This window comes from Actinomycetospora sp. TBRC 11914 (genome assembly GCF_012933465.1).
In the GTDB taxonomy this organism is placed as follows: domain Bacteria; phylum Actinomycetota; class Actinomycetes; order Mycobacteriales; family Pseudonocardiaceae; genus Actinomycetospora.
Genome location: NZ_JABBND010000037.1, coordinates 1 through 14387 on the forward strand (window position 1 = coordinate 1; position 14387 = coordinate 14387).

Below are 14387 nucleotides of genomic sequence, written 5' to 3' on the forward strand. Positions count from 1 at the left end.
CAGTCGCTCGCACCGATCTCGCAGCGTCATCATGTCGTCGCGCAGGAGGTCGTGGCAGCGGTTCGCGCCTCTTCCACCGGGCTCGTTGATCCGGATCGGTACGTGCGAGCGTGGCAAGCCTGGCTCCCCGGCGACTGGGTCCGCGAGCAGCACCGAGCGGATGTGGCCCATCAGAACCCGCCGAACAGGTGGTCTCGCGCCGCGGTCCGCGGCGCACGATCCTGGGGTGCGGTTCTCTCGCCGCACGCGCGCGCCCGAAGGAGGTCCGATGGCAACGGGCCACGAGCTCGACGGGACCGACAGTTCGGCGGGCCGCTCGAATCGGCTCGACACCGTCGCGCACGTCGCCGAGCAGGTCGAGGTCGCCCAGGCACACGCCAGAGCGGTCAGAAAGGCCACACGCGCCTTGACGCGCACCGTCGCCGACCAGGCCGGAGGGTTGGCGGACACCTACGACGCCACCGCAGCGCTCCTCGAGGAGGGTGCGGGACTCTGTGCGGACGAGAGTCGGCGAGCCCTGCTCGACCGAGCCCGGGAAGCCCGCCGACGAGCCACCCACGAACGCGACCAGGCACGCCGGCTCCAGCGGCCGCGCAGCGCCGCCGAGACCTGACCCAGCCCCTTCTTGCCACGTCGTCTGGAGCAGAGCGAAGGTCTTCGCCGGCGCATGGGCACCGTGGACAGCGGGCGCCGCGCCTCGCCGGGAGCGGACCCGCAGGCCGAGCACTTCGGCGGCTCCGGCCAGGACCTGGGCTCGGACCCTCCCCTCGGCGAGCACGGTCGTCCTACGCTGCCCACGTGCTCGACGACACGGCCGAGGTGCTGTCGATCGCGCGTGCGGGGCGCACCGCGCGGCTGCACGACGTGCTGCGGTCGGCGGCCCGTGCCCGCGAGATCGCTGAACGGCAGGCCGCGTACGCCCGTGAGGTGCGGGCGAGGACGCGGGAGCAGACCGCGCGGCTGATCGACCGTTGGCCCGCCAGGCACGGGTTGACGGGCGAGCCGGCCGGCGAGGCCGTGTTCGGGTGTGTCCTCGACGCAGCCCAGCGGTTGTTCGGGGGCTGCGACACGGTGAGCCTGACCGTCGTCGATCAGCTCGGTGAGCAGGAGTGCCGCTACCGCACCGCGGACTCGGTCGGCGTCGCCGAGCTGGTCGACGCCGAACAGTTCTCGCTGGGGGAAGGTCCCTGCATCGACGCCGTCGAGTTCGACATGGTCGCCGGCGTGTGCGCCGACGACTACGCCGCCGACCGGGAATCGTGGAGTTGGCCCCGCCACTCCAAGAGCGCTCTGTTGCACGGGGTGCGTTCGTCGCTGTCGATCGGGGTGCCCTGGTCGGCGATGCGCGTCGGTCTGCAGAGCCGGCGCTGGGCCTTGGGCGCGATCAACCTCTACGCGCGGGAACCGCACGCCTTCGGGCGGCCGGAGCAGTACGTGAGGGGGTTCGGCTGCTGGGCCGGGGCGCTGGCGAGCGGCACGACGTCGGCCGAGGTCGACCACGCCGGTGCCTGACCAGACGGTGACGGGGGAGTTCGAGCTCGAGCGGCTGTCAGCTGTTGTCGCGGGTCTCGGCCGCGGCCTGGAGTATCCAGCTGCGGAATATCGACCGAGAAGTGCTGGAGGTGCTGCTCGACGGCGTCCGGTGCGCTGGTCGCGGGCAGGGTGATCGAACTCCTCGTGGACGGCACCCTGTCCGACGAGACCATCGACACGATCGTCGACGAGATCGCCCTGCCCCTGCTCACCGCGCGAACGCGGCAGGATCTCGACTCACCGGGTTGACGCGACGGAAGGGGCATCCGACCGCGGTCACGTGTCATGCGGTCGGTCACGACCCGATGTGGGCCGGCCCGGCGCCCCGGTTTGCCGGGGAGGTCGACGAAGTGTTCGCGGGGTGGCTGGCCGAGGCATCGCACCCCGCGCGATCGTGTGCCAGGACGCCGTGTGTCAGCCTGGGGGAGCCGGGCGGTTCACCCCCACAGCCGAGTTCACCGACATCGTGCGCCATCCCCGGACGCCACGTCGGGGTCCTCGGGAGGTCCGCCATGTGCCCCACGTGTGATTGCTTGGGTCTCGATCGATGCCCGACGGCGCGGGTGATTCCTGACCGTGACGTCGCTGCGCAGCTTGCCGCCGAGCGGGACATCCACCAGACGCTCCATCGGGCCGAGCGCGAGAGGCCGCTGCTGGACGCCGGGACCGCGCTCCTCCTCGACGCACTTCTGAGTCCCTGCGCCGTCAGGTCCTCGGGCTCGAGGTCGTAGCTGTGTGCGTCGAGACCACCGCGACGGACGCCATCGGGCCGTGCGAGGGTGGCACACCTGGCTCCCCAGCGACGGCGGTTGTCCGTCTGCCGGGCAGCCGGCCGGGGAGGGCTCCGCTCCTGCTGACGGGGGCGGAGTCCTCCTTCCCTCATCGCAACGACCAGGTGCGTCTACTCGGCTCGACGCCCGCGATCGGTCCCCACGGAACCGCGGCGGCCCCGCCCGGCGCCGATGCCACGCGGACCGGCGCGACCGGCCGGTCCGGAGCACACTGCTCGAGCATGACGAACGCCCGCACCACCGCCGTCACGGCGTTGCGCGAAGCCGCCTCCGCCCTCGGAGCGGGACGGGCCGCCGACGGCGCCGACGGTCAGCTACCGGACGGCGAGCGGGCCGGCGTAGCCGGCGAGGTCGCCCACGTGCTCGACGCCCTGATCGCCCTGCTGCGCACCATCGACCGCGACGCGGAGACCACCGGGTCGGCCGCGAGCACGAACGACCTCGACCCGGTGCTCGCTCATCTCGCCTCCGGCGTCACCCTGGCCCGCAGCGTGCAGGACCGAGGGCCACACCAGCGGAGCGGGGACCACGACCGGTAGGCGTGGATCCACGCCACGGTGACGGAGCAGCCCCGGAACGCCTACGGCCCCCGCGTCCGCAATCGCGTGCGTATCGTGGTGTCGGGCTCGTTACCCCACGGGCTCGAGGCTCCGGGGCCATCCCCCCGGCCCCGGAGCCACCCGGGGCGGCGTGATCGCGACATCCATGCGAGCCAGGCTGGCGACACGAAACCTCTTGTCGGGGATTCCCGCTCCGGTTCGTGCGTGAGCGCGGCGAACCCGGGAAGGTGGGGGCATGTCGTCGGAAGACCGGATGGACCTCGCGGCTCCGCCCCGCAGCGTCAGGGTCCGGCGGTACGACACCTTCGCGGTGCTGCGCCGCGCCCAGGAGGTGCTCGGCCGTGCCGAGGTGGCGCTGGACATCGCCCGCGAGACCGTGCTCCACACCAGGCAGAAGCGCGCCCGGGCGAACCCACCCCGGACGCTCGACGACCTCACGCGCCTCACCCTGCACCTGTCGCTCGACCGCACTCCCGGCGAGCGGTGAACCGGTCTCGTCCCGCCCCGCGATGACCCGCGACGCAGTCCGCTCCGCTCCGCCCTGCTGACCCGTCCGGGACGTGCCGCGGCGGCGCTACGCTGCGCGCGCAGAGCCGGAACGAGGAACCGGGGTGCTTCGATGGCCGTGCGGGACGAGGGATCGAGGTCGGCGGAGTCCTGCGACGCCGCCACCGCGGCGAGCGCCCGCGCGGGCAAGGCGCAGGAGCACGCGCGACAGCTGGCCGGCCGGCTCGCCGACACCGCCGGACACATCGCCGCCACGCTCGACCAGGTCGCCGAGACACGGGAGGCCCGGCCGGGCTACGCCGACTCGACCAGTCTCCGGGAGCGGGCGCGGCGGACCCGCGAGAAGGCCGACGGCGAGCGCCGGGACGCGCGCTCGCTGCGCGAGGCATGGGGCCTCCCGCAGGTCTGACCGTGGCTCGGCCCGTCCCTCCCGCGGCACCGTCCTCCCGATCGCCCACGCCCCGGGAAGGTTCCCGGTGTCCGGGGAGCGCGGTCCGGCGCGAGGTGCTCTTCGCTCGCGGCGCCGTCCCGGCCGTGTGACGAAGCGTCGGGTCGACCCGGGGCCGTCGTCCCCGACCCGACCGGCGCCATCAGCCGACCGACCTCGTTCCGGCCCTACGCTCGGGACGTGTCGAGCGACCCGGGGCGAGAGCTCGCCCTGCGGTGCGCGCAGACCCGGGTCCAGGTCGCGGACTCCCGGCACCTGATGGCGCGGGCCCGGGAGCGCACGCAGGCGCAGGCGCACTACGCCCGGTCGGTCGCGGCCCGCGCCGAAGCGCAGGCCGACCGCCACGCCAACGGATGGTCGGCCGCTCACGGCCTCCCGTCCCACCGCGGGCGCCGGGCGGACGCGGACGTGCTGGGCGGCATCGTCGAGGCGGCGGCGTACCTGGTCGCCTCCTGCGACTCGGTCAGCGCGACGACGGTCGACCAGCTCGGCGAACACCGGCCGTCCTGGCGCACGGCTGCCGCGACGGGCGGAGCAGCGACCGTGGACGAGGCGCAGTACGAGCTGGGGGAGGGTCCCTGCCTCGATGCCGTCGAGCTCGACATGCTCGCGGCCGTGAGCGCGGACGATCTCGCGGGCTCCGAGGCACGTCGGATCTGGCCCCGCCTGGTCCCCGTCGCCGCCGACCTCGGCGTGCGCTCGGCGCTGTCGGTCGGCCTGCCCTGGACCGCGATGCGGGTCGGCGTGCATCCCGAGCGGCAGCCGCTGGGCGCCCTCAACTTCTACGCCGCCGCACCGCACGCCTTCGATCGATGCCGTCAGCACCGCGCCACGCTGCTGGCCTGCTGGGCGGCAGCGCTGATGAGCGGCAGGGAGCCCGCGGAGATCCGTCGGGTCAGTGGGTAGGGCCCGGGACCACTGCTCCGGACGGAGACGGGTTGCCTACCGTGGGGGAGTGGACGGGGCGGCACGAGAGGTGCTCGACGACGGCGCGGCCTGGGGCGAGCGCTTCGTCGCACCGGTCGGGGTCCCTGAGGGGCCCGGCTGGACGTCGGCGGACGCGCTGTTCGGTCCGGGGCTGGACGAGGCGCTGGCCGGGGTGGCCGACGCGCGCGACACCGCCAACCTCGCCGTCGCCGGATCCCTGCTGTTCGAGACCTACGCGCAGCGCCTCGTCGCCCCGGTCCTCGGCGCGTGGTTCGTCGACGGCCGGGTGCTCGACGCACGCCTCTCCCGGGTCCGGGCCGAACGGATCGCCCCCGGCGTCCGTCGCGTCGCGTTCGCCGGCCCGCCGGTCGCCACGGCCGAGCCCGACGACGAGGCGCTCCGCCGATTGCGCAACGGACTCGTCGAGCAGAACCTGCAGGTCGCGGCCCGGGCGGTCCACCACGGAACCCGGCTCGGGTGGCGGGTGCTGCAGGGCGCGATCGCCCACGCCGTCGCGATCTCGTTCCTGCACCTGTCGTGGCCGCGGCCCGACCACGACCGCCACGTCGGCGACGCCCGGGACTTCCTGTCCGGGGTGCCCGGGCTGGCCGACCTCGTCGAGATCGAGGCGGTCGTCGAGGGCGGCCGGCGCTGGATGTCCTGCTACCGGAACACGTGCTGCCTGGCGTTCCGGATCGTCGGCGCCGGGACGTCGTCCACCTGCGCGCTGTGCCCGCTCCGGTCCCGCGCCGCCACCCGCGAGATGGTCGCGCAGGCCACCGCGTCCTACACCGACCGCCACCCCGACCTCTGACGAGCGGGCTCAGCCACGGTCCTCGCCGTGGTCCGCCGCCGTGCCTCGCGAGCGGTTCTCCGCGCGCCTGTCCACCTCGTCGCTGAGCCAGTGCGCGACGTCCACGACCTTCATGTTGGTGTCCTGGCTGGAGCGGACCAGGAGGCTGAACGCCTCGTCCTCGCGGAAGTCGAAGCGCTCCATGAGGATGCCCTTCGCGCGCCCGATCACGTCCCGGGAGGCCAGCGCCACGTGGAGGTTGCGGACCCGGCTACGGCCGTAGAGCGCGATCGAGGCCTGGGTGGCGAATGCGGCCGCCACGGTGCGCGCGACCGGATCGGTGAAGGCGGCGGCCTCGGTGGCGTAGAAGTTCATCGCGCCCGGTGCCTGGCCGGGCGGGGCGAGTGCGTAGGACAGCAGGCTGGCGACGCCGGCCTGCCGGGCGAGCGGCACGAAGCGGGGCCAGCGCGCCTCGGCCGCGAAGTCGTCCACCCGCAGCACCGTCAGCTCCCCGGCGCTCAGCGCGTCGACGCACGGACCCTCCCGGAGCTCGGACTGGGCGAGGTCCAGCGCCGCGATCGCCTCGTGGCTCGGCGCGCACGACAGCAGGTCCTGCTCGTGCCCGTTCCCGCCCGGGCCGGCGCGCAGGGTCAGCCCGACGTAGCTCGCCCCCGGCACCGCCTCCGCGGCGGCCGCGGTCAGGGCCGTCAGGACGTGCTCCCAGGCCTCCTCGGTGTCGTCCTGCCGTCGTGCCGTGAGCTCCCTCGCCCCCACCCGCAACGCATCCTCGAGCAACGACAGGTCTTCGCGAGCCACCCGGGCCTCCGCAGATCGAACGCTTCGGCACCTGAACCCCAAGCGCCGCCGTCACAGGCGACCGCGGCCTTCGTCGAGGCACCGAAACCGTCCGCCCCGATGGTCGCAGGGACGGCCGCGGGGCGAAACCGCTGGCCGCTGGGCGAGATGCGGACTCGTCGCTGACGCCCTGGTTGCGCCGAAAGACACAGTCGGTACGCTCTGCGGCCACCACATCCACTGGCATCGTCGGCCGTAGACCCTCCTGCGACACGCGGCAGCCAGCGCGCCGGTCAGGGGGGTGCGCCGTGGACGACGACGACGCGATCGGGGCGGTCCCGGGCCAGGTCTGGGTCGCCGCCGGCGTGCTCCGGTCACGCTACGGCCTCGACGAACCGTCCTCGTACGCGCTGATCGCCGAGGAGTGGACCGCGCGTGACCTGCCCCTGGGCGTGGTCATCCGCCAGCTCCTCGACGAGGCCGTCCGCGGGGTCGGGCACCCGGCACGGGAGCGGGACGAGGTGCCCCACGGCGGCGACGATCGCCGGGGGTGAGTCGCGGGCCGGGTTACTGCCAGGTGGCTGCACTCATAGCGCACTACTTGTACGGTCGGCGAAGAGGTCGTGGCGCGCCGTCGTGGCCGGACCTCGCACCCGACCCGGAAGGGGGCGTGCCCCCGATGAGTGCGAACGACGACCTGCTCGTCTCGTTGACCACCAGCGCCCGCGCGCTGAAGTCCAAACGCTCGATCCGTGACCTCGAGCAGACGCTGGCCCACATCGTGGAGGCCGCGGTCCAGACGGTGCCGGGTGTCGCCGCCGGTGGCATCTCCTACACCGACGACGGCGCTGTCGCCTCGCGCCACCCGACCAACACCACGGTCACCGAGCTCGACCACCTGCAGAGCACGCTGCGCGAGGGCCCGTGCATCACGGCCATCCTCGATCCGCCGCCCACCGGGATCGTCATCGCCGACGACCTGGCCGGGGTGGACGGGGAACGATGGCCGGGGTTCGCACCGAAGGCCGTCGAGCGGGGCTACCGGTCGATCATGTCGACCCAGCTCTCCAGCGAGCGCAGCATGCGCACCGCGCTGAACCTCTACGCCGCCGAGCCGGGCACGTTCGACACCGAGGCGCAGATCACCGCCGGGCTGTTCGGGACCCAGGCCGCGCTGCTGCTCTACGGCACCCAGCAGACCCTCTACCTGCAGGAGGCGCTCGAGTCCCGCGACGTCATCGGGGCGGCCAAGGGCATCCTCATGGAGCGGTTCTCGGTCGACGACGACGGCGCCTTCCGGCTGTTGGTCAACGCGTCGCAGGACACGAACATCAAGCTCGTCGAGGTCGCCAAGTGGGTCCACCGCGAGGTGGTCGACCGCAGCCAGGCGCCGCCCGACGACGAGTTCGGCCTCGACGGCCGACGCTGACGGCCTCCCGCCTCCGGTCGGTCCGGGCGCGGGCCGTCACCCTTCGAGGGGCGCCCCGCTCACGTCCGGGGTCCGGGGCCGGGCGTCGAGCCGGGCGGGTCGGGCCGCCTCGGTCGGCACCGCCCACTCGAGGACCGTGCCGCTCGCCTCGCCCGCCCGCACGCACAGCGTGCCGCCGTGGCGCACCGCCCTCGCCGACATGGTGTCGATGCCGCGCCCGCGCGGGACCTCGTCGGACGGCGAGGGGCCGACGCCGTCGTCGACCACCCGCAGTGCGACGGTCTGCCGGTCGACGGCCAGGCGCACCGAGGCCGACGTCGCGCGGGCGTGCCGCGCGATGTTGCTGAGCGCCTCGCGGAGGACCGTGAGCAGGTCGATCGCGGTGTCGTTCCCGAGCGTCCCCGCCACGTCGCCGTGGATGCCGAGGGCCGGGGTGAAGCCGAGCGCGCGGGTGCTGTCGCGGACGAGGTCGAAGAGGGCGTCGCGCAGGGTGGGGCCGGTGACCGACGTGCGCACCAGCCCGAAGATCAGCGCGCGGAGCTCGCGCACCGCCTCGTCGAGCTCGTCGACCAGCGGGGTCAGGCGAGCGGCGACGCGGGGCTCGACGGTGGTGCCGAGCGCGTCGAGCGCCAGCCCCAGCGCGAAGAGCCGCTGGACGGTGTGGTCGTGGACCTCGGCCGCGAGCGTGTCCCGCGTGTCGCGCAGGGCGAGCTCCAGCTGGGCCTCGACGGCGTCGTCGCGGCGGGCGAGCAGGCTCCGACGCATGACGTCGGCGTCACCGGCGATGGCGGCCAGCTCGGCGGGGGAGTCCACGGCGATCGGCAGCTGCTCCTGGCCCCCGGCGACGGCCCGCGCCTGGCGCTGGAGCCGGTCCACGGGGTCGGTGAGGCGCCGGCGGATCACCAGCGGGGCGAGGGCCGCGACGCCGAGCGCGACGGCGAGCGCGCCGTAGGTGATCCCGTCGGTCCAGGCCCGGGCGCTGGACATCGTCGTCAGGGTCGTCGTCTCGCGGTCGACCAGGTGGGCCTCCAGGGCGGCCGACGCGGCGCGGAAGCGGTCGAACTGCTCCTTCCCCTGCACCGCCCCGGCCTCGACGTCGCCCGCCGACCCGCTCTGGCGGGCCGCCATCTGCGGCTCCGCGGTCTGCACGCGCCACTGGGTGGCCGCCGTGGCGGCGGTGCCCAGGGCCGCGAGTCCCGCGGGGTCGTCCGCGAGCAGGGCGGTGAGCTGTGCCTGGGCGGCACCCGCCGCGGCCACCCCGTTGCGGTAGGGCTCGAGGAAGCGTGGGTCGCCGGTGAGGAGGTACCCGCGGCTGCCGGACTCCTGGTCGACCAGGGCCGTGACGAGACCGCCGGCGGCGACCCGGGCCGGTTCGATCCGGGTCAGGACCTGGTCCGCCGCGGCGCGGGCGGTGAGCCGGCCGGCGAGACCGACCCCGGCGAGGACCACCGCGACCGCGACCGGGACGACGACCAGCAGCCGCACCGTTCCGCGCAGGGTCACGCTGGGCGAGGGTTCGCTCCCGGTCCGCAGCCGTGGCAGGGACGGACGGCCCGAGAAGCCGGGCCCACCGGGACTACCCGTCCCCGCGTGGCGGTGCTAGCACGGTGCGATCAGGGCTCTGACCTCGGGATTCGTCCGCGCGCGGTGCTTGAATCCCGGCACCTCCCGGCGTCAGGATGTCACGGATTCACGGCAGGTCGACCCGGCGCTGTGCCGTCCTGGTCCGCAGCGACCCGCCGTGCTCACGGAGGGCGGGGGCGGGATGAAGGTCGGGTCGGCGTCGCAGGTGTCCGAGTTCGACGTCTCCTCCTGCGACCCCGACGTGGCCGACGTCTGGCTGCGCGCGGCGTACGTCGACTACCGGCGCCGCCTGCACGGCGACCTGTCGACCTTCCGGTTCGCATTCACCGGCGCGTCGGTCCCGAGCTTCTCCATCGCCACCGTGCACCACGGCATGGGTTTCGAGTGCGAGACCGACCTCCTCGACGACGCGATCGTCGTCAACACCACGCTCGCCGGCCGGATCGAGGTCGCGACCGGACGCACCGTCGTCGTCCCGACCCCCGGGGTGCCCTACCTGATGCCGCCGGGCCGACCCTGGACGATCCAGTGGGAGCAGCTGACCAACGAGGCGGTCCGCATCGACCGGCCGGTCCTGGAGCGGGCGGCGGCCGGGATGGGCGGCGACGGCGAGGCGCTGCGGTTCACCGGGTCGACGCCGTCCTCGCCGGAGTGGGCGAGCTACCTGCGCGCCGTCACCGCCCACGTCCGGGACGAGGTGCTGGGGAACCCCGACACCGCCGCCCACCCGCTCGCCCTGGCCGAGGCGGCCCGGTCGCTCGCCGTCGCGACCCTGCTCAGCATCCCGAACAACGCCGTCGCCGCGGCCGAGGACCTCACGACCCGGGAACGGCCCGGTGCCGAGCCCGCCGTGGTCCGGCGTGCGGTCGAGTTCATGGACGCCAACGCCCACCGCGAGGTCGACGTCGCGCAGGTGGCCGACGCGGCGCACATCGGTATCCGGGGGCTGCAGGCCGCCTTCCGCCGGCACCGGGACCAGACCCCGCTGGAGTACCTGCGCCGGGTGCGCCTCGAGCAGGCGCACCGCGACCTGCAGGCCGCCGACCCGGCGCAGGGACTGACCGTCGCGGCGATCGCGGCGCGGTGGGGCTTCACGCACCCGGGCCGGTTCTCGGTGGACTACCGCCGCGCCTACGGCCTCTCCCCGCGGCAGACGCTCAAGAACTGACCGCGTCCGGGTCACTGGGTACCACCGGGCGCGGCGGTCCGATCGCCCACGCCGTCAGCTCCTCGCAGCGGCGTCGGCTCGCGTCCGCGCGCATGTCGACGCGGGTGGCCGCCGCCAGCAGCCGGTCCCGATCCCGGCCGGACCGGGTGAGCTCCGCGCGCGCCCGCAGGGAACTCGCGAGCTCCGCGAGGACGACGGCGTTCCGGGTGAGTGCCGCCACGACGCCCGCGCGGAGGACGAAGGCGTCGTGGACGAGCGAGTGGCGGAAGTTGAGCTCTGCGCAGACGGCGGTCAGGGACGCCAGGTCCTGCTCCTCGCCCATGACGACGAGCGTGGTCACCGACGGCCGCCGGCGCCAGTTCCCGGGTGCCCGCGTGCGGCGGGTGGGGCCGTCCTGCTGCGTGCGGTTCTCCTCCCCGGGCACGGGTCCAGGACCAAGATTTCGCCTAGTGTCCAATGGGTACGCTTCATGGACTATCCACGACGCAGCGAGTGTGGAGGTGACGTGGCCGACCCGCACCGGAGCGAACGGCTCCTCGGCGCCCTGCGCGCGGCGGCGCGCGAGCTGATGGACCGCCGCACCCCGCAGGACCTCGAGGAACTGCTGGCCCGCATCGTCGTCGCCGCGGTGGAGACGGTGCCGGGCGCGGACGCCGGCGGCATCTCGATGTCCGGCGACGACGAGGTGACCTCGCGCGGCCCCAGCCGCCCGTCGGTCTCCCAGCTCGACCGCCTGCAGGGGGCCCTGCACGAGGGCCCGTGCATCAGCGCCATCGACGAGCCCGCACCCGACGGGATCGTCCTGGCCGACGACCTGGCCGGCGACGACGCCGGGCGCTGGCCCCGGTTCACCGCGGAGGCGGCGGAGGCGGGCTACCGCTCGGTCGTGTCCGTCCAGCTCAGCCAGGAGCCGGGGACCGCCTCCGCGCTCAACCTGTACGCGCGGGCGCCGGGCGTCTTCGACGCCGACGCGCGTCTCACGGCCGGGATCTTCGGGGTCCAGGCGGCAGCACTGATCCACGGCGCCGAGCAGGCCCGGCACCTGCAGGCCGCCGTGGACGCCCGCGACGTGGTCGGCCAGGCCAAGGGCATCCTGATGGAGCGGTTCACCGTCCACGGGGACGAGGCGTTCCAGATGCTCGTGACGTCCTCGAACGCCACCGAGCTCACGCTCGTCGACGTGGCGAGCTGGCTGGTCGGCGAGGCCGAGGACCGGCGGCGGCGCGGCGGCGACACCGTCGAGGAGCGGTGATGACGCCCGACGCCGACGATCCCTTCGGGCTGCGGGAGTCCTTCCGGACCGTCAGCCGGCAGGACGGGCGGACCCCCCTCGGATACGACCCGCTCGACGCCCTGACCGCGGTGTGCCTCGACACCGTGCCCGCCGCCGAGGCGGTCGCGATCTCCTACGCCGCGGGCAGCCGGGTCCGCTCGACGCACAGCACGGACCCGGCGGTGGACACCCTCGACCGCCGCCACGGCGTCCACGGGCGGGGGCCGCTGCTCGACCAGGCGCTCGCCCAGCCCTGGTACCGCTGCGTGGCCGTCGTCGACGACCTCGCCTCCGACGCCCTCTGGGGTACGACACCCGACGACGGGGCGGCGCCGGTGCCGTTCCGGGCGCTGCACTCGACGACGCTGCGCTGCGCCCGTGGCTCCCGCACCTCGCTCGACCTCTACGCGGCCGGCCCGCGGGCCTTCGGCGCCGAGACGACGGTGCTCGCCGACATGTTCGCGGTCCGCGCCGCGACCCTGCTCTACGGCCGGGACGAGACCGGGGGCGCCCGCTTCGACCTCGCCGTCGACATCATCAGCCGGCGCCTCGGCGTCCTCCGGGTCGAGGCCGAGCGCCTCCTGCTGGCCCATCTGCACGACCGGGCCGGCGACCCGGTGTCGGTGGCCCGGCGTCTCACCCGCGGCGGCGGACCCGACTGACCCTCGATGGTCGCCTCGGTGGCGACACCGGCCTAGTCTTCCCCGATGGCGGAGGACCGCGACGCGGAGATGTCGGTCCTGCACGCCCGCGTCCGCGACCGGGTCGACCGGTCGCGGAAGCTCCTGACCTCCGTCCGGCACCGCGCGCACGACCACCGCGACCGGGCGCTGAGCGGGTTCACCGCCGCGGAGCGCCAGCTCGACCGCGTGGCCGGAGGGCTTCCGGCGGTCTACCGGTTGGCGGTGCCGCCGGACGGGGGACGGACGGAGGACGTGCTCGCCGTCGTGCTCGAGGCGGCCCGCTCGGTCTACGGGGGCTGCGAGGCGACCAGCGTCACCGCGATGGCGCACAGTGCGACCGTCGGGGAGCACTGGCCCGTCACCGTCGCGGCGACCGGCCCCGCCGCGTCGCTCGACGCCGCCCAGTACGGCCTCGGCGAGGGCCCGCTCGTGGACGCCGTCGAGCTGCACCAGGTCGGCACCGTGCACGCGGCCGACCTCGAGGACGACGAGGTCCGCGGGACCTGGCCGCGGTTCGGCGAGATCGCCCGGCGCGCCGGCATCCGCTCGGCCCTGTCGATCGGGCTGCCCTGGACGGACGACGCGAGGGTCCCGGTGGCGGCGGCCATCACCCTGTACTCGGCGGAGACCCGGACGCTGTCCGCGCCCGAGGCGCGCGGGCTCGTCCTCGGGTCGTGGGCCGGCGCGGTGCTGAGCGGCCGCAAGCCCGCCGAGGTCTACGACGCGATCATCTGGCGCCCCCACCACGTGCCCACCGACTGGTACGACGAGGCGCCCGGGTCGCCCTGAGGCGACCACGCCGCGTCACCGGTCTTGACCTCTCCGTCGTGGCCGGAGGACAGTGGACGAAGCGGATGCGTCGACACGGCGGCCGTCCGTCGGCTCCTCGAGCCCCGGCGAGGCGCGCGGCGATGCTGGGTCGCGGCCTCGACAGATCCCTTCTTCATGTGCGCCCCCGGTCCCTGGGCGGGGCAGAACGAGTGCATGTCGCTTCGGTTCTGCCCCCGGACGCGACCATCCCCCGCGTCCCGCCGTCGCCCCAGCGGACGGAGACGATCGCCATGACAGCGGATCCCCTGGTCGCCCACCTGCGGCGGACCACGGCCGAGCTCGACGACCGGGCCGGCGTGCGGGACCACGGCGTGGCCCTGACCCGGATCGTGCACGCGGCCGTCGCCGCGGTGCCCGGGACCCACGAGGCCGGCCTCACCCCGGCCGACGACCGCCCCGCCGACCTCGACGCCCCGGCCACGCCCGTCGTCGGGAAGCTCGACGCGCTGCAGCGGGAGCTCGGTGAGGGCCCCGCCGTGACCGCCCTCGCTGACGCCCCCGCGGACGGGGTCGTGGCCGCCGGGGACTTCGCCGGGGAGGACCGGGACCGGTGGCCCGAGTTCGCCGAGCACGCCCTCGAGGCGGGCTACCGGTCACTGCTCGCCGTCCGCCTCGAGGTCGGGGGCGCCCCGCGCGCCGCGCTCAACCTCTACGCGACGCGGGCCGCCGCCTTCGACGGGCAGGCCCGCCGCGCCGCCGGGCTGTTCGGCATGCACGCGGGCATGCTCCTGCTCGCCGCCGAGCACGCCGCCCACCTCGAACGGGCCCTCGCGAGCCGGGACCTCATCGGCCGGGCCAAGGGGGTGCTCATGGAGCGCTTCGGGCTCGACGACGACGCCGCGTTCGCCCGACTCGTCGACGCCTCGCAGCGCGCGAACCTCAAGCTCGTCGAGGTGGCGGCGTGGCTCGACGGGCAGCACGCGGCCGACCGGTCGCCGGACGTGGAGGTCCTCGTCCCCCACTCGAGCCCGGCGGCGCCCTGACCCTCGCCGATCGGGGACACTGGGTGGACCAGCGGTGATCCGGCCGGTCGAGCGGGGTCCCGGGAGTCCCTCGCCCACGGAG

The 14387-nt window shown here is 74.8% G+C and carries 17 protein-coding genes; 14 read left to right on the forward strand and 3 right to left on the reverse strand.

Features of this window, described 5'->3' with window-relative positions; translation table 11 throughout:
• The first annotated feature begins 268 nt into the window (after nucleotides 1-268).
• From HH311_RS30315 to HH311_RS30345, 7 genes are all read left to right on the forward strand, one after another.
• The gene (locus HH311_RS30315; RefSeq protein ID WP_169187461.1) at nucleotides 269-613 is read left to right on the forward strand and encodes a hypothetical protein; all 345 of its coding nucleotides are present in this window, start codon (nucleotides 269-271) and stop codon (nucleotides 611-613) included.
• Nucleotides 614-798: 185 nt separating this feature from the next.
• Entirely contained in the window at nucleotides 799-1512 is a 714-nt protein-coding gene (locus HH311_RS30320; RefSeq protein WP_169187462.1) for a hypothetical protein, read from the forward strand.
• A gap of 1033 nt (nucleotides 1513-2545) precedes the next feature.
• Entirely contained in the window at nucleotides 2546-2863 is a 318-nt protein-coding gene (locus tag HH311_RS30325; RefSeq protein WP_169187463.1) for a hypothetical protein, read from the forward strand.
• Between the two features lie 256 nt (nucleotides 2864-3119).
• Nucleotides 3120-3371, forward strand: coding sequence for a hypothetical protein (locus HH311_RS30330; protein ID WP_169187464.1), 252 nt, complete (start codon nucleotides 3120-3122; stop codon nucleotides 3369-3371).
• A gap of 132 nt (nucleotides 3372-3503) precedes the next feature.
• The gene (locus HH311_RS30335) at nucleotides 3504-3800 is read left to right on the forward strand and encodes a hypothetical protein (protein ID WP_169187465.1); all 297 of its coding nucleotides are present in this window, start codon (nucleotides 3504-3506) and stop codon (nucleotides 3798-3800) included.
• Nucleotides 3801-4019: 219 nt separating this feature from the next.
• Nucleotides 4020-4745 (forward strand): hypothetical protein, encoded by a 726-nt coding sequence (locus HH311_RS30340; RefSeq protein ID WP_169187466.1) that lies wholly within the window; start codon nucleotides 4020-4022, stop codon nucleotides 4743-4745.
• 49 nt (nucleotides 4746-4794) lie between these two features.
• On the forward strand, nucleotides 4795-5580 hold the full coding sequence (locus HH311_RS30345; RefSeq protein ID WP_169187467.1) for a hypothetical protein: 786 nt from the start codon (nucleotides 4795-4797) through the stop codon (nucleotides 5578-5580).
• A gap of 9 nt (nucleotides 5581-5589) precedes the next feature.
• Here HH311_RS30345 and HH311_RS33650 read toward each other — a convergent pair whose 3' ends face one another.
• Entirely contained in the window at nucleotides 5590-6375 is a 786-nt protein-coding gene (locus HH311_RS33650) for a GAF and ANTAR domain-containing protein (RefSeq protein WP_169187468.1), read from the reverse strand.
• A gap of 287 nt (nucleotides 6376-6662) precedes the next feature.
• On the opposite strand from HH311_RS33650, the gene HH311_RS30355 reads away from it, so the two are divergent.
• Complete coding sequence (locus HH311_RS30355; RefSeq protein WP_169187469.1) at nucleotides 6663-6908, forward strand: hypothetical protein; 246 nt, start codon at nucleotides 6663-6665, stop codon at nucleotides 6906-6908.
• Between the two features lie 125 nt (nucleotides 6909-7033).
• Nucleotides 7034-7783 (forward strand): GAF and ANTAR domain-containing protein, encoded by a 750-nt coding sequence (locus HH311_RS30360; RefSeq protein WP_169187470.1) that lies wholly within the window; start codon nucleotides 7034-7036, stop codon nucleotides 7781-7783.
• Nucleotides 7784-7819: 36 nt separating this feature from the next.
• Here HH311_RS30360 and HH311_RS30365 read toward each other — a convergent pair whose 3' ends face one another.
• Nucleotides 7820-9286 (reverse strand): CHASE3 domain-containing protein, encoded by a 1467-nt coding sequence (locus HH311_RS30365; RefSeq protein WP_169187471.1) that lies wholly within the window; start codon nucleotides 9284-9286, stop codon nucleotides 7820-7822.
• 238 nt (nucleotides 9287-9524) lie between these two features.
• Between HH311_RS30365 and HH311_RS30370 the strand changes: the two genes are divergently transcribed.
• Nucleotides 9525-10535 carry an AraC family transcriptional regulator gene (locus HH311_RS30370; protein ID WP_169187472.1) on the forward strand — a complete coding sequence of 337 codons (1011 nt, stop codon included), beginning with the start codon at nucleotides 9525-9527 and terminating at the stop codon, nucleotides 10533-10535.
• Here the strand turns inward: HH311_RS30370 and HH311_RS30375 are convergent.
• Nucleotides 10525-10959 (reverse strand): hypothetical protein, encoded by a 435-nt coding sequence (locus HH311_RS30375; RefSeq protein ID WP_169187473.1) that lies wholly within the window; start codon nucleotides 10957-10959, stop codon nucleotides 10525-10527. The genes HH311_RS30370 and HH311_RS30375 overlap by 11 nt on opposite strands.
• An 81-nt stretch (nucleotides 10960-11040) precedes the next feature.
• On the opposite strand from HH311_RS30375, the gene HH311_RS30380 reads away from it, so the two are divergent.
• The 4 genes from HH311_RS30380 to HH311_RS30395 all read left to right on the forward strand — a co-directional run bounded on the left by HH311_RS30380 (nucleotide 11041) and on the right by HH311_RS30395 (nucleotide 14305).
• The gene (locus tag HH311_RS30380; RefSeq protein ID WP_312030505.1) at nucleotides 11041-11787 is read left to right on the forward strand and encodes a GAF and ANTAR domain-containing protein; all 747 of its coding nucleotides are present in this window, start codon (nucleotides 11041-11043) and stop codon (nucleotides 11785-11787) included.
• The gene (locus HH311_RS30385; protein WP_169187475.1) at nucleotides 11787-12470 is read left to right on the forward strand and encodes a hypothetical protein; all 684 of its coding nucleotides are present in this window, start codon (nucleotides 11787-11789) and stop codon (nucleotides 12468-12470) included. The genes HH311_RS30380 and HH311_RS30385 overlap by 1 nt, the downstream gene beginning before the upstream one ends.
• Before the next feature lie 45 nt (nucleotides 12471-12515).
• On the forward strand, nucleotides 12516-13280 hold the full coding sequence (locus tag HH311_RS30390; RefSeq protein ID WP_169187476.1) for a hypothetical protein: 765 nt from the start codon (nucleotides 12516-12518) through the stop codon (nucleotides 13278-13280).
• Nucleotides 13281-13552: 272 nt separating this feature from the next.
• Nucleotides 13553-14305 (forward strand): GAF and ANTAR domain-containing protein, encoded by a 753-nt coding sequence (locus tag HH311_RS30395; protein WP_169187477.1) that lies wholly within the window; start codon nucleotides 13553-13555, stop codon nucleotides 14303-14305.
• The last annotated feature ends 82 nt before the right edge of the window (nucleotides 14306-14387 follow it).